This window comes from Alitiscatomonas sp. (assembly GCF_037242085.1).
Classification (GTDB): Bacteria; Bacillota; Clostridia; order Lachnospirales; family Lachnospiraceae; genus Alitiscatomonas; species Alitiscatomonas aceti.
This window is the reverse complement of sequence record NZ_JAXXBR010000095.1, coordinates 1-19,738: the sequence shown is the minus strand read 5'-3', so window position 1 is coordinate 19,738 and position 19,738 is coordinate 1. Positions and strand designations below refer to the sequence as shown.

At 51.1% G+C, this 19,738-nt stretch carries 16 protein-coding genes and 1 pseudogene; all 17 read right to left on the bottom strand.

Translation table 11 applies throughout. The annotated features are described in order from the left end of the window. Positions 1-244: 244 nt before the first annotated feature. The gene (locus WIH05_RS09935) at positions 245-1,807 is read right to left on the bottom strand and encodes an aldehyde ferredoxin oxidoreductase N-terminal domain-containing protein (protein WP_022274706.1); all 1,563 of its coding nucleotides are present in this window, start codon (positions 1,805-1,807) and stop codon (positions 245-247) included. A gap of 18 nt (positions 1,808-1,825) precedes the next feature. After that, positions 1,826-2,575, bottom strand: a complete 750-nt coding sequence (locus tag WIH05_RS09930) for an ATP-binding cassette domain-containing protein (protein ID WP_022274707.1) — start codon at positions 2,573-2,575, stop codon at positions 1,826-1,828. Further along, positions 2,554-3,207, bottom strand: a complete 654-nt coding sequence (locus tag WIH05_RS09925; protein ID WP_022274708.1) for an ATP-binding cassette domain-containing protein — start codon at positions 3,205-3,207, stop codon at positions 2,554-2,556. The genes WIH05_RS09930 and WIH05_RS09925 overlap by 22 nt, the downstream gene beginning before the upstream one ends. Continuing rightward, on the bottom strand, positions 3,204-4,010 hold the full coding sequence (locus WIH05_RS09920) for a hypothetical protein (protein ID WP_337425321.1): 807 nt from the start codon (positions 4,008-4,010) through the stop codon (positions 3,204-3,206). The genes WIH05_RS09925 and WIH05_RS09920 overlap by 4 nt, the downstream gene beginning before the upstream one ends. 6 nt (positions 4,011-4,016) lie before the next feature. Then, positions 4,017-4,949 (bottom strand): ABC transporter permease, encoded by a 933-nt coding sequence (locus WIH05_RS09915; protein WP_215655157.1) that lies wholly within the window; start codon positions 4,947-4,949, stop codon positions 4,017-4,019. A 47-nt stretch (positions 4,950-4,996) separates the two neighbouring features. Further along, a complete protein-coding gene (locus WIH05_RS09910; RefSeq protein WP_022274711.1) occupies positions 4,997-6,697 on the bottom strand; it encodes an ABC transporter substrate-binding protein in 1,701 nt (566 codons plus the stop codon). Between the two features lie 214 nt (positions 6,698-6,911). Beyond that, positions 6,912-8,294: an argininosuccinate lyase gene (gene argH / locus WIH05_RS09905; RefSeq protein ID WP_022274712.1), complete on the bottom strand. Its 1,383-nt coding sequence runs from the start codon at positions 8,292-8,294 to the stop codon at positions 6,912-6,914. A gap of 10 nt (positions 8,295-8,304) precedes the next feature. Beyond that, positions 8,305-9,558, bottom strand: coding sequence for an argininosuccinate synthase (locus WIH05_RS09900; RefSeq protein ID WP_215655229.1), 1,254 nt, complete (start codon positions 9,556-9,558; stop codon positions 8,305-8,307). A 321-nt stretch (positions 9,559-9,879) separates the two neighbouring features. Then, the gene (locus tag WIH05_RS09895) at positions 9,880-11,184 is read right to left on the bottom strand and encodes a CapA family protein (protein ID WP_022274714.1); all 1,305 of its coding nucleotides are present in this window, start codon (positions 11,182-11,184) and stop codon (positions 9,880-9,882) included. A gap of 20 nt (positions 11,185-11,204) precedes the next feature. After that, positions 11,205-12,149, bottom strand: coding sequence for an ATP-binding cassette domain-containing protein (locus tag WIH05_RS09890; RefSeq protein ID WP_022274715.1), 945 nt, complete (start codon positions 12,147-12,149; stop codon positions 11,205-11,207). 1 nt (position 12,150) lies between these two features. Next, positions 12,151-13,187: pseudogene (locus WIH05_RS09885) on the bottom strand (ABC transporter ATP-binding protein). Positions 13,188-13,197: 10 nt separating this feature from the next. Continuing rightward, positions 13,198-14,355 (bottom strand): ABC transporter permease, encoded by a 1,158-nt coding sequence (locus tag WIH05_RS09880; RefSeq protein WP_022274717.1) that lies wholly within the window; start codon positions 14,353-14,355, stop codon positions 13,198-13,200. After that, positions 14,355-15,305 carry an ABC transporter permease gene (locus WIH05_RS09875; protein ID WP_022274718.1) on the bottom strand — a complete coding sequence of 317 codons (951 nt, stop codon included), beginning with the start codon at positions 15,303-15,305 and terminating at the stop codon, positions 14,355-14,357. Before WIH05_RS09875 ends, WIH05_RS09880 begins: the two co-directional genes overlap by 1 nt. A gap of 191 nt (positions 15,306-15,496) precedes the next feature. Further along, positions 15,497-17,341 (bottom strand): peptide ABC transporter substrate-binding protein, encoded by a 1,845-nt coding sequence (locus tag WIH05_RS09870; RefSeq protein ID WP_337425320.1) that lies wholly within the window; start codon positions 17,339-17,341, stop codon positions 15,497-15,499. 18 nt (positions 17,342-17,359) lie between these two features. After that, on the bottom strand, positions 17,360-17,728 hold the full coding sequence (locus tag WIH05_RS09865; protein WP_022274720.1) for a hypothetical protein: 369 nt from the start codon (positions 17,726-17,728) through the stop codon (positions 17,360-17,362). Between the two features lie 4 nt (positions 17,729-17,732). Beyond that, entirely contained in the window at positions 17,733-19,169 is a 1,437-nt protein-coding gene (locus WIH05_RS09860; protein WP_022274721.1) for a serine hydrolase domain-containing protein, read from the bottom strand. A gap of 193 nt (positions 19,170-19,362) precedes the next feature. Beyond that, positions 19,363-19,738 (bottom strand): LysR substrate-binding domain-containing protein (locus tag WIH05_RS09855; RefSeq protein WP_337425319.1); only part of this gene is annotated, 376 nt, incomplete at its 5' end.

Here is a 19,738-nt window from a genome sequence, read left to right as displayed (position 1 = left end):
ATTTATAATTTTTTTATGTTCCAATCACACTTTGTACACATTTACCCCATATAATACAATTACGTTATCCGAAAGGATAACCTGCCTTTGTTTCAAGTGCTACACTTGAACACACAAAGCTTTTTCATACTCATACCTGCCAGAGTTGCGTCTGGCAGGTCCCCCTTAAAACGTTTCCCGCCCTGTGTGCCAGACAGGGCGGGATTTTTTCTGTTGACCAGTCTTTTGAAGAATGATCCGTTATTTATTCACTGAAATACCGGTACAAAACCTTGATAAACTCCGGAATGTTTTTCTGAACGCTCCCGGCCAGCCGCTCTCTCTGGTAGGCGGTCTCCTGTTCAATACAATCTCCGGCATAAGAGAGTAATTCCTGGGCTGTGACCCTGACTCCGAACTTGTCAGAAGCCATCTGTGCCAGAAACTCCAGGACCTCTCTGTTGTTCAGAAGCGCAAAGGAAGAGAAGATACAGAAGCCCAGGTTTTCCAGAACGAAGACCTGGCGGTACAGAAGCTCCATATCGTCCATATCCTGAAGCTCCGGATAAAGCTTGTCCAGATGCACCTTAAACTGCTCTTCCTGGACCACCGACGGTTTTGTAACAAGAGCTGCCACATCCGGCCTGTCTTTAAAAAGCTCTGCCACTCCGGCGGTCCCTCCGCCGATCAGGCGTCCCAGTACGCTTCCCTTCTCCACCTCTTCCATCATGGAGAGGACCTTTTCCCTGGTGGCCGTTTCGCCTGTCGCCTTCCAGTACATGGATACCGTATATACAAATTCTGTGGTATTTAAGCCGATCGAAAAGCCATGCCGGTTCAGCTCCTTTGCAAAGGCCGCTTCTTCAAATCCAAAGCACTGGGTCAGCGCTGCCCGTACTTCGGATTCCTCCGGCGCTGAAAATACCTCTCCCGTCCCTGCACTGTGCCGGTTTAAGCAGCCGATGACGCACATTGGCGCACAGCAGTAATTGGTCCTGCAGCCGCCCTGCTTCTCCGCTACCTCTGCTCCTTCTCTGCTCTTTTTTTCCACCTTTGGAACGGCCTGGCGGCTCTTTAAAAGGTGGATCAGGGTAATGGAGCCCAGTCCCGGCAGAGCGCCGCCGCAGATCTCGTTGTCCATGATGATCTTTGCCAGACGCTTTCCGGTATCACGAAACGCCTCTTTGTTCACACAGGGGCTTCCAAAATATGTCTGTGCCTTTAAAACAACGGCACGCAGGCCCTTGCTTCCCGGGATATCGCCGACTCCGCTCCGGGGACAATAAAATCTTGGCTGTCCCTCTGGATAGGTCACGAAAATACTGGCCAGCGGCATCATACGGTCCGCAGCCTGGCCGGTTCCGATGATGGCGCAGTCCTCGCCAAACTGCTTTCTGAGCATATCCACCATCTCTGCTGTCGTATGGCCCTCAAGCTCCGGCATACACATAAGCTCTGCCCCGTTCGGATCCACGAAGACGACTGCGTTCCGTTTTTCATATTTTCCCGTTACTACAATGGACGCGATATCCAGGGACGCCAGCTTCTGGGGAAAGTCTCCGGTGATACTGGAAACACAGAGTCCCTTTTTCCCCTCTCCCTTTGACATGATAAGGCCCCTGGTGGCGCTGGGAGCCATGTTTCCTGTAAAAAGGCCCGGTGTGTAAATGACCGCATTTTCCGCGTCCAGCCGTCCGCAGGAGTCCGGCACATGCTCCTTCAAAAGGCGCATGGCCAGCCCCCGGCCGTAATCCCTCCCTGGTCCAAAGGTATACTCGCTCTCCCCGATCTGCCCCTCGGACAGATCCACTGTGATGATCTTTGACATTTTTCTTTCCCCTTCCATTTATTTTTCACTGAAAAAAAGACTGCTCTCGATCAGGCGGCGGCTGTAAGGATGCGCCGCCTCTTCTAAGAACCGGCCAAACGGCAGGTCCTCAACGATCCTCCCCCCAAAAAGCACTGCGATCCGGTCCCAGCGGGCCACTGAAAAGTCAATATCGTGGACGACAGACAGGATGCTCACCTTTCTTTCCCCTTTCAGCCGGTGAAGGACGTCTAGGACCTCGTCTTCTCCATCCTTATCCAGCATGGAGGTAGACTCGTCTGTGATCAGAAGCTTCGGCCTGGGGATCAGGGCTCTGGCAATGCAGATCCGCTGAAGCTGACCGCCGGAAAACTGCTCCATTTTTTTATCCATATCTCCCAGAAGCTCCGGCGCCGTCTGGAAAAGCGCCTCCTCCATAGGAAGGCAGCCGCGCCCATGCCGTTTCATGACCCGCTCCGTTTCACCCAGGGTCTGGCGAAGCGTATTGGTGAGCTCAACGGCGCTGTACGGATCCTGAAAGATGTACTGGATATCTGCCAGCTCCTCTGGGCTCCTTTTCCTATATGTACCCAAAAGACGCTTTCCATCCAGAAGCACCTCTCCCGAATCCGGGCATTGGCTTCCACAGATGATCCGGGCCAAGGTGGTCTTTCCTCCTCCTGTTTCTCCTGCCAGCAAAAGGCTTTCCCCATCCAAAAGCGTGAAGCAGACTGAAGACAGGACCGCTTTTTCATCATAGCTTTTTGTCACATTTCTGATCTCCAGCATTTTTCTCCCTCCGAAAGCTCCACGATCCGGTCCACAGCCTTTTCCAGAAACGGCCGCTGATGGGCCGTCATCAGGATCGTTGTCGTTCCTTTAATGGACCATATGTACTCCAGGATCCGCCGCAGAGTGATAAAGTCGATGGCAGAGGACGGCTCATCCATAAAAAGAAGCTCCGGTTCTTTTAGCATCGCAAGGGCGATCACGATCCTCTGCTTCTGCCCCCCGGACAGCGTACTGGGATATCTGGAAAAAAGCTCCTCTGAAAGAGCCAGTTTCTGGAACAGCTCCTCTGCCTCCCCGCTTCCCCGGCGTCCGCAGGCCGAAAGGACCGCGTCTATATGCTCCCAGACCTTCATCCTGGGGTTTAAGGCACTCTGGGCAAACTGCGGGATATAGCTGATCTTTTCAAACCGTTCCATCCCCCATAAAGACAGATCCCGTCCAAGAAGTTCCGCCCTCTCATAGGAAAAGGCACTGTCCGGAAGCTCTCCCAAAAGAAACGAAAACAGCGATGTTTTTCCGCATCCGCTTTTTCCCGCTATGCCCACTGCCTCCCCCTTTTTTACGGAAATATCCGGATAGGCCAGCTTTCTTTTTCCATAAAAAATGGAAAGTCCCTGTATTTCTATCATACCTTCCCCTCATCAAATACCAGTACGGAGAGTACCGCCACATAAACGACCACACAGATCATTGCCGGGAGCAGATACCAGCACCAGGTATTGTCGTAAAAGAAATTTTCATAATTTAACGCGCTGCGGATCAGCCTTCCCCAGGTCTTTAAAAGCGGATCCCCCAGTCCAAAAAATGCCAGCGTAGTCTCATAGGTGACCGCCCGGCTGGCCTGCATCATAAAAAGCGTTCCGATCACCGGATATCCGTCATGCCACAGCTTCCGGATCACATCCCACATATTTCCTCCTATCAGCATGGTATATGCCACCTTATTGGAGGAAAAACAGGCGGAAAGCCTGGACCTTGCGATCCGGAAGACCCGGGGCCAGGAAAAAAATATCATGCTGAGGATGGTATTTGTACAGGTTGGCGCTGCAAAGGCCGCCACAAAAAGGATCAGCAGGATATCCGGAATGATCAGAAACACCGTTGCCAGATGATTGATCCCCCGCCCTGCCCTCGGAAAATAAAGAGAGGCAAACGCCAGCACCGTTCCAAGGGAGACGCTTCCCAGGGCCGCTGTCAGCGAAAACAGCAGGGTATACCGGAACCCGCTCAGCACCATGGAAAAAATATCATGCCCCATTTCATCGGTTCCCAGAAGATGGACCCGTCCCGGCGGCAGAAGGGCCGGGGACGAAAAATCATCCGGAGGAAACGGAGAAAATATGGGGCCGAAAGCTGCTGCAAGGAAATAAAAAATGCAGATTCCTGCACAGATCCGCTGGACAGCAGAAAGCCTGGACCATTTTTTTTTCATATTCACCTACCTCCTGGAGATCTGCTGGATCAGGAATTCAAAAATGGCGTTGATCACCAGCGCCAGCGTACAGACAGTCAGCAGGATCCCCTGCATCAGCGGGTAATCCCGGTTGGCCGTCGCAGTCCGGAGAAGCATTCCGATCCCCGGATATGCAAAAACCGCCTCCACAAACATCGTTCCCGCCACACAGGAAATACTCTGGATGCTGAGCTTTCCGAGGATCTCCGGAAGAATATTCCGGAAAATATATTTTTTTTCAATTATATTCTGCGTAAGATTTAAGTAAACGGCCATCCGTACAAACTGCTGCTTTTTGATCCGCACCGTACTGTTATATGTAAAGACAGCAATACCGGGGATCTCTGAAAGGATCATGACCGTCAGCGGAAGCACCATATGGTAAAGCACATCCAGAAGAAAGCCCTCGGAAGACGGGTGCATCCCAACGCTGTACGCTCCCCTTGACGGAAACCAGGAAAGCCGGTAGGAAAACAAAAGCCGCAGGCTCTCTGCAAGAAGAAAGACAGGTACTGCCTGCAGCAGGATCAGAGGAAAAAGCCGTACCGGACTGCTCCCTTCCTTAAGCCCTGCCCGCATCCCATACCAGACGCCGATGCACGTACTGACTGTCATCGCAAGTCCCGCCAAAAGGAGGCTGTATCCAAGACTTTCCCCGATCATGTCTGCGACCTTCCGTTTTCCGGTCAGGGAGTAGCCCAGATCCCCGGAAAGAAGATGTTTTAAATAAAGAAGGAACTGCACCGCTTCCGGTTTTTCCGGGGCGTAATACTCCCGGAATGTATCCGGAAAGGCCTCCATATTCTGGGAAGCCGTCGCCTCATCCAGCACAGACAGGGGGCTTCCCGGCAAAAAACGCGGAAGGAAAAAACTGATGCACAGGATCAGCACCAGATAAAGTCCGTATGTCCGAACCATTTTCCCCCCACGTTTCATAAAAGTCCTCTTTCGTCTGTACTGCTCCGCTACTGTGCCTTCCACTGGCCGGAAACGAAGACAAGCTTATTCATAATAAACGGAACTGCAATGGAAATCCCATCCGGCGTATAATAAAAGCCGTCAAAAATCGTATTGTTATAAGCGGCGACTGCCTTCTTATAGTATAAGGTCAGACAGGGAAGCTCTTCTGCGATGATCTCCTGAAGTTCGTTCACCTGTTGGTGACGTTTTGCATCGTCCTGCTCCACTGCGGATTCATTATAGATCCTGTTATATTCCTCGCTTTCCCAGGTCGTTCCGCCCTGTCCGGTTACGGAAGGCGCTCCGTCTGCGCCGACTGTTGCAAAACGGGACAGGAACACCGGATCGCCGCCGAAGGAGCCGTTGGTATTAAAGGCAAGCTCAAAGTTTCCTTCGCTGATGGCTGCCTTTACCGTTGCATCATCGGCGCTCTGCGGAACCAGCTCGATCCCCACGGCTTTCATATAAGATACTAAAAGCTCCGCCAGCTTTTCATCATTCTCCGTGAAGGTCAGCGTATAGGACATCTCTTCTCCGTTGTATTCCAGGATCCCGTCCCCGTTGCTGTCTGCTGCCCCTGCCTCGGAAAGCATTTTCTTCGCTGTCTCCACATCATACGCATACTGACGGACGTCCGGGTTGTACCAGGGCGTTCCGGGCTGTACATGGCCTGCAGATCCCGGATAGCCGGCTCCGCCGTAGGCCTTCTCTACGACCTCGTCCAGATTGACTGCATGATACATGGCCTGACGGATCTCCTTTACAGCCATTGCCTCTTCATCAAAATTAAAATAAAGTCTTGTTACGGAAAGGCCCGGGCCCTCTAATACTGTGTATTCTGGAGAATCCTTTAAGGACATTGCCGCCTTATAGCTGATATTTGGAGCCGCAGCAATCTCCCCGCTTAACAGCGCTTCCTTGGAATCCCCTCCGGAAACATTGGCGATCACCAGCTTGTCGATCTGGACATCCCCATAGAAGTAATCTTCATTTGCCTTAAACGTATACGTTCCTGCTGCCGAATCATAATTTTCCAGGATGAACGGGCCTGTGGAAATTGCCGCCTCCGGCTCTGTGAACGTCTCCGGCTCCGTCACATTCTCCCATATATGCTTGGGAAGGATCGGAAGGCTTCCTGCCACATCACTCAAAAACGGATTATACGTCTTATTCAGCTTAATTTCCACCGTATGCTCGTCCACAACGGACGCTTCCTCCACCATGGACACGGATACCCATTTATAGGGATGTTCCTTCATATAATCAAAGGTAAACTTTACATCCTCTGCCGTAAAAGGAGTGCCGTCTGTAAAGGATACGCCCTTTCTCAGCTGGAATGTATAGGTCAGTCCATCCTCAGACACAGAATAATCCTCTGCCAGATAGGGGATCAGACCGGACTCATCCTTCCACATCAGCGTGTCAAAAATATAGCTGAGCGTCATATAACCCTGGCCCTTGGGGGAGATCGTATAAACGGATGGGAAACCAAAATCCCCGTTTCCGCTGACCGTAAGGATCCGTTCTTTCCTCTTTTCCGTATCCTGTGCCGTCTCTGCCGCCGTCGTTTCCTTCTCTTCGGCCGCCGTTGTCTCTGCCTCTGTGCTTACCGCTGTCTCTGTTTTCGCACCAGACCCACAGCCAGTTATCATACTGGCTGCGATCGCAGCCGCAGTAAATCCTGCCAGTACCTTCTTCGTTTTCACTTTTTCTTCCTCCCAAATATTCTCAATGTTTTTCATTATATCAGACAGCTAATAGAAATCAAGTGTTTGCATATGGTATAGCTTTTTCCTTTACATCTCATACATCGTATAGAAATTTTCATTCCTGTCTTCCAGAGCTGCATCGGACAGGTCCCCAAAAAAACATTTCCCGCCCTGTGTGCCAGACAGGGCGGGATCTTTGTTTTATTTCTTATTATTTTCTTTGCTCCAGGAACCGACGGATCACGCCGATCTGCCGCTCCACCTCACTGGGAGCCGGGCCTCCGGTGACGCATCTCCCGGCCACACACGTCCCCAGGTCGATGGCCCTATAAATATCCGCATCAAAATGCTCCGAATACTCTTTATACTCTTCCAGGGTCAGATCTGCCAGGGACTTGTCTTCCTTTACGCACTGGGCCACCAGCTGGCCAACGGTCCTGTATGCGTCCCGGAAGGGCATCCCCTTTTTCGTGAGATAATCTGCGCAGTCGGTGGCATTGATAAAGCCCTTTAATGCCGCTTTTTTCATGTTATCCTTCAATATCTCCATGGTGGAGAACATGGGCGTCAGTACCTTCAGACACTGCTTTGCCGTATCAATGGCGTCAAAAACAGCCTCCTTATCCTCCTGCAGATCCTTATTATAGGCAAGAGGGATCCCCTTTAACATGGTCAAAAGCGTCATCAGATCTCCGTATACCCGCCCAGTCTTACCACGGATCAGCTCACAGACATCGGGATTTTTCTTCTGGGGCATGATGGAGGAGCCGGTGGAAAAGGCGTCGTCCAGCTCCACAAACTTAAATTCCCAGGAGCACCAGGCGATGATCTCCTCCGACAGCCGGGAAATATGCATCATTAAAATAGAGAGCGCACTGGCCAGCTCAATGCAGTAATCCCGGTCGGAGACTCCGTCCAGAGAATTGTCCGTCACCCGTGAAAAACCCAGTTGCTGCCTTACAAAATCCCGGTCGATGGGATAGGTCGTGGATGCCAGAGCGCCGGACCCCAGGGGCATATCATCCATCCCCTCCAGGCAGTTTTCCAGACGGACCACATCCCGCTTCATCATATTGGCATAGGCCATCATATAATGGCCGAAGGTCACCGGCTGGGCTCTCTGTAAATGGGTGTAGCCAGGCATGACCGTCTCCAGGTTTTCTTCCGCACTTGCACACAGAGCCTCCATAAACTCCAGGACCAGAGCCTTGATGGCCAGGATCTCTTTTTTCACATAAAGCCGCAGATCCAGAGCCACCTGATCATTCCTTGACCTGGCCGTATGAAGCCGTTTTCCCGCATCCCCGATCCGCTCCGTGAGGATCTGCTCGATATTCATATGGACATCCTCGTATTCCTCCGAAAACTGGAGCTTCCCGCTCTCAAGATCCGAAAGGATCCCCTTCAGACCTTCTATGATCTTTTCAGTCTCTCCGTTTTCAATGATCCCCTGTTTCCCCAGCATGGCCGCATGGGCCATGGACCCGGTGATATCTTCCTTATATAAACGGCTGTCAAATGAAATAGACGAATTGAAATCATTGACAGTGCTGTCTGTTTCTTTTCCAAACCGTGCTGCCCATAACTTTGCCATAGGTTCTCCTTTATTCTACCGATGGGAAATGCGTTCCCGTTTTCTCTGCCAACGCCTCATCATTCATGGCGCGTACCTTGATGGGGAGTCCGAAAAGACTGATAAATCCGGCGGAATCGCCCTGCTCATAGCAGTCGTCCTCGTCAAAGGTTGCCATTTCCGAAGAATAGAGGCTGTACGGGGATGTCACAGACGCCGGGATGATATTTCCTTTATAGAGTTTCAGCTTCACATCTCCGGTGACCGTCTCCTGGGTGGAATCCACAAAAGCGCTCATGGCCTTCCGCAGGGGCGTATACCACTGTCCATTGTATACAAGCTCCGCGAACTTCAGCGCCAGCTGCTGTTTATAGTGCTGGGTCTCCTTATCCAAAGTGATCTCCTCCAGCTTTTCATGGGCCTTATAAAGGATGGTCCCCCCTGGAGTCTCATAAACTCCGCGGCTCTTCATTCCCACAAGGCGGTTTTCCACCACGTCCAGCAGTCCGCAGCCGTTTTCCCCACCGAGCTTGTTGAGGGTCTGGATCACCGTCTCACAGTCCATCGCCTCACCATTTACGCTGGTGGGAACTCCCTTTTCAAAATGGATGGTCACATATGAAGGCTGATCCGGCGCCTGCTCCGGAGATACGCCCAGCTCCAGAAAACCAGGCTTATTCACAGGCGCTTCGTTGGCCGGATCCTCCAGATCCAGGCCCTCGTGGGACAGATGCCACAAATTCTTATCCTTAGAATAATTGGTCTCTTTCGTGATCTTCAGCGGGATATTGTGGGCCTCTGCATAGGCGATCTCCTTCTCTCTGGAGTTCAGTTCCCAGAAACGCCAGGGAGCGATCACATCCATCTGAGGGGCAAAGGCCTTGATGGCCAGCTCAAATCGTACCTGATCGTTTCCCTTTCCTGTACAGCCATGACAGATGGCGTCGGCTCCCTCCTTCTTTGCGATCTCAACAATACGCTTTGCGATCAGCGGACGGGCAAAGGAGGTCCCCAGCAGGTAATTCTCATAGGCGGCTCCGGCCTTTACTGTGGGAATGATATACTCCTCCACAAATTCCTTCTTCAGATCCTCGATATACAGCTTGGAAGCGCCTGTTTTTAAGGCCTTTTCCTCCAGGCCGTCCAGCTCCGTTCCCTGTCCCACATCCCCGGAAACAGCAATGACCTCACATCCATACGTTTCCTTCAGCCACGGGATCAGCACGGAAGTATCCAGTCCGCCGGAATATGCAAGCACGATCTTGTTATATTTTTTCTCTGCCATCATCTTTTCCTCCATAATTATTCATAGCATGTTTCATTGGATGCCGGCGGCATACGTCTTTCTCCGCCGCCAGTGACCTTGGTTTTCTCTACATGTAAATTAACAAGATTATATCCTACATGGAATCGGATTGCAAGAGTTTTTTTGTATATTTATTAGTTATAAATGCATAATATTCCGTTATATGCATCAGCCTGCGGAACTGCGGAGGTATTTTTCCATGCAAAAAGGAACTGCCGCAAAAGAGTCGCTTCTAAGCTTCTCTTTTGCAGCAGTCCCTCTTATGTACATAAATTTTTCCGTTTTCAGCCAGCGCCGTCCTTACAGATCGATATAGCCAACGCCGTTCTCGATGCGGATCTTCGTCCCGTAGGGCTCACTGAGCTGCTGGAGATATCTTAAGGTCTCCTCGCTTCCGGACATTCTGGGAAGTCCTTTGTGGGGACGCTTATCGTGGAGCCCCAGGGTGATGGGATACAGCTGTACCTGGGTGATCTTTCCGTCCTCCATATCCCAGGCAGCCATGACAGCTCTCCAGATGTTCTCCAGAACGCCGTAGCCCACGGTCCCATTTTTGCTGCGGTTATCCATGTAGCTTCCCACCTTTGTATCCAGGGGCATCTTCCGGTTGATGTAGGCGTCATAGGGCTGAAGGCTCACGGTCTCCGTCTCAAACAGGAAGTTTCCCAGGCTGTACAGGATCAGACCGCCCTTGTAGATCTCAATGCCGCGCAGCTCGTGAGGGCCGTGGCCGATCACCGCATGAGCCCCGGCGTCGATGCAGGCCCTGGAAAAGGTCTCCAGGAACATGGCCGGAACGGTGGTGTCCTCGCCGTCGGTCTCATGGCCGTGGAAGCTGACAAATACCACGTCCGCCTGTTTTCTGGCTTCTGCGATCTCATCGGTGATCCGCTTCATGTCCTCCTGGTTGGGAATGCTCTCAATCCAGTTCTTCTCGTCCAGAATGAACATTCCGGCGTTTCCAAAGGGAAGGACCCCCGGCTCCAGCGGGTTAAAATATCCGTTGCGGATCTCAAATTCCATTTCTGCATTGACCTTCGTTACCTTCACCAGCTCCTGGGCCATCTCATAATGGGCCGGATCCACATGGTATCTGGTGGAGGAACGTAAGGGATTCAGTCCCGGACGTCCGATCATCTGATGGGACTGGCCGCCGGCCCTGGAAGCCGCGCTGAAGGTGGAGGATACGCTGATCAGCGCCACCCTTCCCTTTCTGGTCTCCAGATAGCAGGCCTTGGAGGCATCTCCCAGATTTTTTCCCGTGCCTGAAAACACCATATCCCTCTCGTTCAGATGGCGGATGGTGGCCATGACGCCCTCCTGGCCGTAATCACCGGAATGGTTGTTGGCCGTGTTGTAGAGGTTGAAGCCGAATCTCTGGATATCGTCCAGAGCGCCCGGATCCATCATGGCCCAGGTGCCTCCGCTTTCTGCCGCCGGATATCCCTCCTGGTCATGGAAGGTCATTTCCAGGTTAGAAAACTTCACATCATGCTCCATGATGCAGTCCCGGACCTCCTCGAACCCCTCGTAACCGTCTTTTGCGATCCGGCGGGTGATGAACATGTCGCCGGTGGCAATGGTCTTCAATACATTTTTTCCCATTTTCTTTCTGCTCCTGTCTCTTATAATTCCTTCCTGTACTGTTCCATCTCGGAATCAGAAGCATACACAAAGTGGCCCGGCCGGATCTCCTGGAAACTGGGCTGTTCCTTTGAGTAATCATGCATGGAAGGATCATAGTAAAGCCTCTGCTTGTCCTTCTCCCGGTCGGGATCCGGCTGGGGGATGGCTGACAGCAGGGATTTGGTGTAGGGATGCACCGGATGGGCATACAGCTCATCCGCGTCCGCCAGCTCCACCATGGTCCCGAAGTGCATCACCCCGATCCGGTCAGAGAAATACTTTACTACTGCAAGATTATGGGCAATGAACAGAATTGTCAAGTCCATTTCTTTTTTTATGTCCATTAACAGGTTGATGACCTGGGCCTGGATGGACACGTCCAAAGCTGAAACCGGCTCATCGGCGATGATCACCGACGGCTTTACCACCAGGGAACGGGCAATGCCGATCCTCTGCCTCTGGCCGCCGGAGAACTCATGGGGGTAACGGGAGCCGTGCTCGGGAAGCAGTCCCACCTTATTTAATATAGAAGAAACACTTTTCCGGATCAGCTCCTTATCCTTTTCTCCCCTGGTCTTTAAGCCCTCGGCAATGATCTCCTCCACCGTCATACGGGGATTCAGGGAGGAGACCGGATCCTGGAAGATCATGGACAGATTTCTTGTGACATAGTCCCGGTCTGCCTTTGAAAGCTTTCCGGAAATATTTTTCCCATTGAACAGGATCTCACCGGAGGTGGGATTGTAAAGGCGGATCAGAGTACGGCCCAGGGTGGTCTTTCCGCAGCCGCTCTCGCCCACCAGACCGAAGTTTTCGCCCTTATAAATATCGAAGGTCACATTGTTTAAGGCCTTTACGGTCTTTTTCTTTCCGGCGGGGAATTCCATACAGAGATTTTTGATCTCCAGGATCTTCTCCCGTTCCTTCTGTGCGTTCTGTTCCATCCTATACGCCCTCCTTCCTGTTCATACGTGCGATCCGATGCTGAAGCGCTTCCGGCATTTCCACCTTGGGTGCATTGGGATGCAGAAGCCAGGTGGCAGCGTAATGGGTGTCGCTCAGCTTGAAGAACGGCGGCTCCTCCTCAAAATCCACCTGCATAGCATACTGGTTCCGCTCGGCAAAGGCGTCGCCCTTGGGCGGGAAGATCATGTTGGGCGGCGTTCCCGGAATGGAGAACAGCCGCTCCTTTGTCTCCAGATCCGGCATGGAAGAAAGCAGGGCCCAGGTGTAGGGGTGGAGCGGCTGTAAAAGATCTCCCTGGCTGTTCCCACCTCTACGATCTTTCCGGCATACATCACGCAGATCCGGTCCGCCATATTGGCTACAACGCCCAGATCATGGGTAATGAAGATCACGGAGAGCTTCTGTTTTCTTTTGATCTCCTTGATCTCGTCCAGGATCTTCGCCTGGATGGTCACGTCCAGAGCCGTGGTGGGCTCGTCACAGATCATGATCCTGGCATTGCTGGCCAGGGCAATGGCGATGACGATACGCTGGCGCATACCGCCGGAGAACTGGAAGGGATACTGCTCAAACCGCTCCTCCGGCCTGGGGATCCCCACCATTTCCATCAGCTCAATAGCCCGCTTCTTTGCCTGCTCCTTTGTCATGTGCTCTCTTAAGACCAGGGCCTCGGTGATCTGCTTCCCGATCTTCATGATGGGATTCAGCGCAGAAAGCGGATCCTGGAAGATCAGGGAGATCTCCTTTCCGCGGATCTTATAAAAGTCTTTTTCCTTATATTTTGTCAGATCGTCTCCCTTATAAAGGATCTCCCCCTCCTCAATGATGGAGTTTTTGGGAAGGATCCCTAAGATCGCCTTGGTGGTCACGGATTTTCCGGAACCCGACTCGCCTACGATGGCCAGAGTCTCGCCCTCAAACAGCTTAAAGTCAATGCCGCGGACAGCCTGGACCTTTCCGTTATAGGTACGGAAGGAGACTCTCAAATTATTTACCTCTAAGATTGGATCTTTCATCTTCTTCCTCCTATTCTGCTCCTCTTAATGTGGGGTCAAAGGCATCCCGCAGGCCGTTTCCGAACAGGTTGAAGGAGATCATCAGAAGAGAGATGATGATCGCCGGGAAAACCACCTGGCTGGGATACTGTAAAAGCACCTTCTGTCCTCTGGATAACATAACGCCGATGGACGGCTCCGGAGCCTGGAGGCCCAGTCCGATGTACGCCAGGAAGGACTCGGAGAAGATGGCAGTTGGGATGGCGATCATGGAGCTGGTGATGATGGGGCCGATGGAGTTGGGAAGAATATGACGGAAGATCAGCGCCATATCCTTCACGCCCAGGGTCCTGGCCGCCAGTACGTACTCACGCCCCTTGAACCGGTAGAACTGGGAGCGGACCATACGGGCCGTGCTCACCCAGTCCTTGATGACTAAGGACATGATGATGGAGAACATTCCCGTACCAAACACCATGATGAACAGGGTCACCACAACGATCCTGGGGAAGGCGTTGATGATCTCTGTGATACGCATCATCACCATGTCCACCTTTCCGCCGTAATAACCGGAAATGGAGCCGTAAACCACGCCGATGAACACGTTGCAGCATACCGACACCACTGCGATGATCAGGGATACCCGGGCGCCTCTCCACATACGGGTCCAGATATCGCGGCCCAGGTAGTCGCTTCCGAACCAGAAGCACTGCTCGTCGCTGAGCCCTTTATACTTATAATAGTCCACGACCACGTCCACGATCCGCTCCCCGTTGACCAGTCTGGGGTTGATGACCTCCAGGATACAGCCCTCCGGATACTTTTCCGGATCGTTTAAGTTGTCGTATTTCCGGTTTTCCATGGTATAGCCGCCGTCAAAGAAGCCCAGGTTCATTTTTGCGATAAAGGGCACCTTGGGAGGCATGTTGGTCAGCTCTGTGTGCTGCTCATCGTAGGTGTACTCATTCATGCCCGGACCGAACACGGCAAAAAACGAAATGATCAGAATGATGACCGCCGCGATCACAGACGCCTTATTTTTTACAAACCGCAGCCATACGTCCATGAAGAATCCAATGGGCTTTGTCTTAAATTCCACATCATGGATCTTCTCATCTCTCTGTACCAGACGGAACAAGTCTTTGGATACTGCGTCATACTTTGCTTTGTTATCTTCATACAATACCATTACTTCTTCCCTCCCATTCTGACTCTCGGGTCAATGATGCCGTAGGAAATATCTACGATAAGGACTGTGATCAGCGAGATCATGGAGTAGAACACCAGGATCGCCACGGTCAGCATGTGGTCGCTGGCGTTGATGGAGTCTACCATCATACCTCCCATTCCAGGAACAGAGAAAATATTTTCTACGACCAGTGAACCGCCTAAAACATTGGCAAACATCGGAATGATAATATTGGCCAGCGGCACCATGGAGTTTCTGAGGCCATGGCGGATTGTGCTCTGTGCATACGTTAAGCCCTTTGTTTTGGCAAGAAGCATAAACTCAGAGTTCATGGTTTCTGCCAGCTCCGCTCTTAAATAACGGGCAACACGGGCGATGGGGCTGAACATCAGCGCTAAAATAGGAAGGAACATGGAATGGAGTGCTGCCATTCCAGTGGCTGACGCATCGTATATGATCGGAAAAGCTCCTGCCTTATATCCCACAAAATACTGGAGGCATGTGGCAAATACGAATGAAGGCACTGAAATGAAGATAACCACCATAAATGATACAAAGTGGTCGATGATCGTATTTTTCTTTATTGCCGCCACGATTCCGGCTGCAAGTCCGATCGGTATGGCTGCAAACAGCGATATCAGATTGATCTGCAAGGTTACCGGGATCCGGTCCTTCATGACCTCAAATACTGGTACATTGGGACGCATTTTCATGGATGTGCCCCAGTCTCCATGGAGGAATACATTCTTCAGGAAATAGCCGTACTGCTTGATTATGGGCTCATCAAAATGATATTTTTCATTCAAAGTATCAATAACGGTCTGTGACAGATCTCCATCCTGATCGTACACGCTTCCCGGCATCAGGCGGACAACACAAAAGGCAATGGATACAATAATAAACAATGTGATAAATAACGCGATCACTCGGTCAATAATATATCGAAACACTGCCGATCCTCACTCCTTTCATCTATTTAATTCCTTCTTTTTCAGATGCTATATTTTTCAATATCCGGCTTCTCGCACAGCTTAATCGCAAAAATCCTCAGAAGAATGACAAGCTGCTCCTTTTATGAAGCAGCCTGTCTGTGGTCTCGTCACTCTACTTCTGTCTTTTTCTATCATTGATCCATCCTGGATCATTCAATGATCTTGGAATAGTCCCAGGCAAAGCCGATCCGGTTTACATAACCGTTTGTGGAAAGCTGTAAGCGATCAGCCTTTAAATACTTATAAATGTCCTGTGTTACCGGAATAACATTGGCCGGCTCGATCAGTAAGCGTTCCATTTCCGCAACCTCTTTCAGACGAACACCTTCGTCAAAACGATCATCTGCGAAGTTCGCTGCGTTGAATACTTTATCAAACTCTTCATTGATAAACGGCTCGTTTTTGTTGGAGTAGAAGGACGTCCAATACTTAAACGCGTTCCACGGCGCCAGATCATTGCCGACCCAGCCGCCCCAGCTTAACTCGTAAGAGGCCGGGTTGGTCTGCCATCCCCTCTTCACCTGGCTCAGCTGATTGGCCGGCATCGCCTGGAGCTTCAGTTCAAACCGGTCTGCGCCAAACAGCTTCGGCCAGCTCTGCTGGAGGAATTCTGACATCTGGGCCATTAACTCTGTGTCAGAGTAATGCATGGTCAGCGTCAGCTTGTCCAGGCCTTCCTCGGACATTGCCTCGTCAAACAGCTGTTTTGCCTTTTCAGGATCATATCCGTAGTTTTCTTTTCTGTTTGCTTTTCCTTCTTCGGTATCACGGAAGGTGATATTTTTGTTCAGATCCATCATATGGGTGGTGGGAACAATATACTCTGCCGGATCCTGTTTGGTCAGGCTCGCGAGATTTTCTCTGTCTACTCCGTAATAAAGGGCCTGTCTGAACTTTTCATTGGCTAAGATCGGTTTCTCCGGGTTGATGGTATTGACCACCACATGGCGCACAGAGTTATACGGAGCCAGAAGAACCCGCGGATCCTCTTCATACTTTAAGTAATTAGATGTGGAAAGCTGAACATAATCGATCTCGCCGTTTTCGAACAGCTGCATCTGTGTACTGCTGTCCTCAACAACCTTAATATTGATCCCTGCCAGCCAGATACGGTCCGCAAATGGATAATTGGGGTTTTTCTTAAAGGTGATCTCTGCGTCGTTGACCCAGTTCTCTACCAGGAACGGTCCGCAGGAAATATATTGTTCCTGAGATGTCCCGTACATGGTCTCCGTTCTATCTGCGTTCATCCCTTTTTCATAGTATTCTTCATTGATCATACAGTTGGCCGGATGTGCCAGATGGATCATGACCTCTGTTGGGTTGTGCATGCTGACGGTATGTATTTCCAGCGTATGGTCGTCGATCAGCTTCAGGCCCACCTCATCCCAGGAGGCATTACCCTGGAAATAGTCCATTGCCTTCACGATCTCAATGGCATCGTTGGCAAAGTTACTTGCCCTCAGGTTCGCAAGCTTCGGATCCAGGATCATCTTCCAGGTATAATACACATCATTGGCATCCAGGGTATCTCCATTTTCCCACACGCAGCCTTCCCGGACCTTGATCTGCCATACCTTTCCTTCCTCATCCATCTGGATCGGCTCCTCCGCTGCCAGCTCTCCCGCAATTTCACATGCAGTGTAATCCGCACTGGGGAAATATCCGTATAAAGTCATAGAGGAGCGCTTGATCTGGGTAGACGCATAGGACTGGGTATACGTCAGTGGGTTCAAAGAACCGATCTTCGCAGTGGACGCCTCCCGCAGGATCCCATAGCCTTCTGGTGAAGGCTTTTCACCATTGGGATCTGTCTTCGCCTCGCTGGATTCAGACGCCCCTGCCTCTGTCGTCCCATTATTGCCATCTGCCGATGCCGCTTCCGTAAACTCCAGGCTTCCGTCGGTCTTGTTCCCACCGGAACAGCCCGAGAGCGCCGCCGCCAGAGTGCTCACTGCCAGCATGGCTGCCAGCATTTTTTTCGTCTTTTTCATCGCTTTCTTCCTCCTTGATTATATGCCCAATATTGCGAGCGAGCAGATAAACATGCTGGCCGCCGCAATAAAAGATTCTGTATAGTTTCTTTCATACCGTCTTTTTTCTACAAATTCGCCATAGCTTCCGAATGTCTTATCTGAAACTCCCGGATTGGTCCTTAAGCTTTTAAACCGCATGGCTCCATAAATGCAAAGATCGTAAAACCTCATATATCTTGCCCGGCGGAACAAACCCACGATCAGGAACACGATTCCAGAGAGAGCGCAGGCATCGGAGATCCCGATGAGATTCCACTGCCTGCGTATAACAAAAACAACTGCTGCCGCGACTGCAGCATAGACTAGATTTCTAATACAGCACTGGATCTGGTATTGCTTTCCCATTCCGTTATTCTCCTTCTTCCCGTTTCTCCTGCCGGCTTTTGGGGATCAGCCTGCTGCCATAAGCAATGGCGTAGATGCCCCGGCTCTCGTTCTGGATCAGGCGGATAAAAAGGTCCGAATATTGATTCCGGACGATGGCGGTTTTGGGACCTACCGGGATAATGGGGATCTCTTTTCCATTCTCTCTTGCCCCCAAACTCCCGTCCTTCTTCCTGTAAAGCTCCGCCTTTGTCCCTTCTCCGGAAATATACATTCCCTGGGCTTCCAGGATCGTCTCCTCATCCCAGGATGTTTCCTGCCATACGTCCCGGCGGTCCACCGGATTCCTCCCATTGTACATCCGCATCAGGGCGTCGGAGATCAGCCGTACCGGTACTCCTGAGGTATTGCAGAGAACGATGACTGCCGCCTCCGCCTCATTGGACCAAGCGATATTGGAGGATACTCCCGGAAGGCTCCCTCCATGTTCCACCACCTTCAGATCGTCCAGACGTTTCATGGAAAGACCGTAGCCGTAATATCCAAACGCTCCATAATCCTGGCGGGGCCTGCACATCTCACGGATCCCTGTACTGCCCAGGATCCGGATCCCCTCCGGCGTTTTCCCTTCGTTCAGATACATTGCCAGATATTTTTTCAGATCGTTCAGAGTGGATTTCATGGCTCCGCCTCCGTTTAGTACAAAGGCATGATCATGGTAATCCCTGGAGGCTGTCATAACGCCGTTTACCTTTTTATATAGAGTGGCGGCATTGACATCCAGACTGGGCCGGACAAAATCACAGAAACTCCGCTTCATACCCAGAGGCTCAATGATATTCTTTAAAAGATATTCCGCATAAGAGGGTTCACCACCGTGCCTGCGGATGATATCCGAAAGCAGGCCATAACCGTCATTGCAGTAGCTCAAGTATTCGCCCGGCTCTCCGTTCAGGCCACTTTCTTCTGTCTGGGCATCCAGCCGTTCTGCCACCCGGCGGACCCCTTCATCCGCCAGAGCGTCATTGTAGGCCAGATCTCCCACCTCCTTCTCATCCAGCCCCATCTCCGCAGCCACCTGATCCACCAGGATCCTGGGAAGAGGGAAAAAGCCGCCGCTGTGGGTTAAAAGATGTCGGATCGTCACGGTTTTCTGGTTTTTATTGGTAAATTCCGGAACATATCGGCTTACCGGGTCGTCCAGCTTAAGGATCCCCCGCTCCTCCATCTGCATAATAGCTAAAGCAGTGAAGGATTTGGTCACTGAAGCCAGTCCAAAGATCGTTTCCCCATCCAGCTCTTTCTGGGATTCCAGATCTCTCACTCCCCAGAATTTCTCGTACTGGGTCACACCGTTTTTGTCGATTATGGCTGCTGCGATCCCGCAGGCCTCATAATCCTTCATAATGGATCTCACTAGATTTTCCGCCAGCAGGCGGTTGGTCTCCTTAATCCGGTTCAATTCCTCTCACCTCCATTATTGTGTTAATTTTCACAATTTTTATCGTTTTACCATCAATTATTTAAGCACATTATACATATTCCACTTATTATTGTCCAATATACAATTCGCATGCTCTATATGTGTAAAATGAATAAGGAAAAAGAAATAAAATAAAAACAGCCCTGTTTCCAGGGCCGCTTCCTAATGTGCATTATTTTTCATTCTCCAGTGTTCTCATATAGTCCTCTACAAACTGGACAAACCGCTCTGCCGCTGGGGGGATCTCCCCGTTTTTCTGGCGCAATAGAAATACAGAGCGATGAAATCCCGGCTCTGCGATCCTCACCATATGTACATCCGGCCGTTTTCCCCAGGAATATTCCGGCCACAGGGTGATTCCCACCTGATCACTGACCAGACTCCTCACCAGATGGGTACTGTTGCATTCCATAGAAAACTTTGGGATAAAATGGTGCTCCCGGAACCGGGTGTCTGCCAGGTTTCTTAGGACCGTGCCCCTGGGCAGCAGGATAAAATTCTCATTTTCCACATCCCTTAAAGAGGTTTCGTCCTTTTCCCCGAGCCAG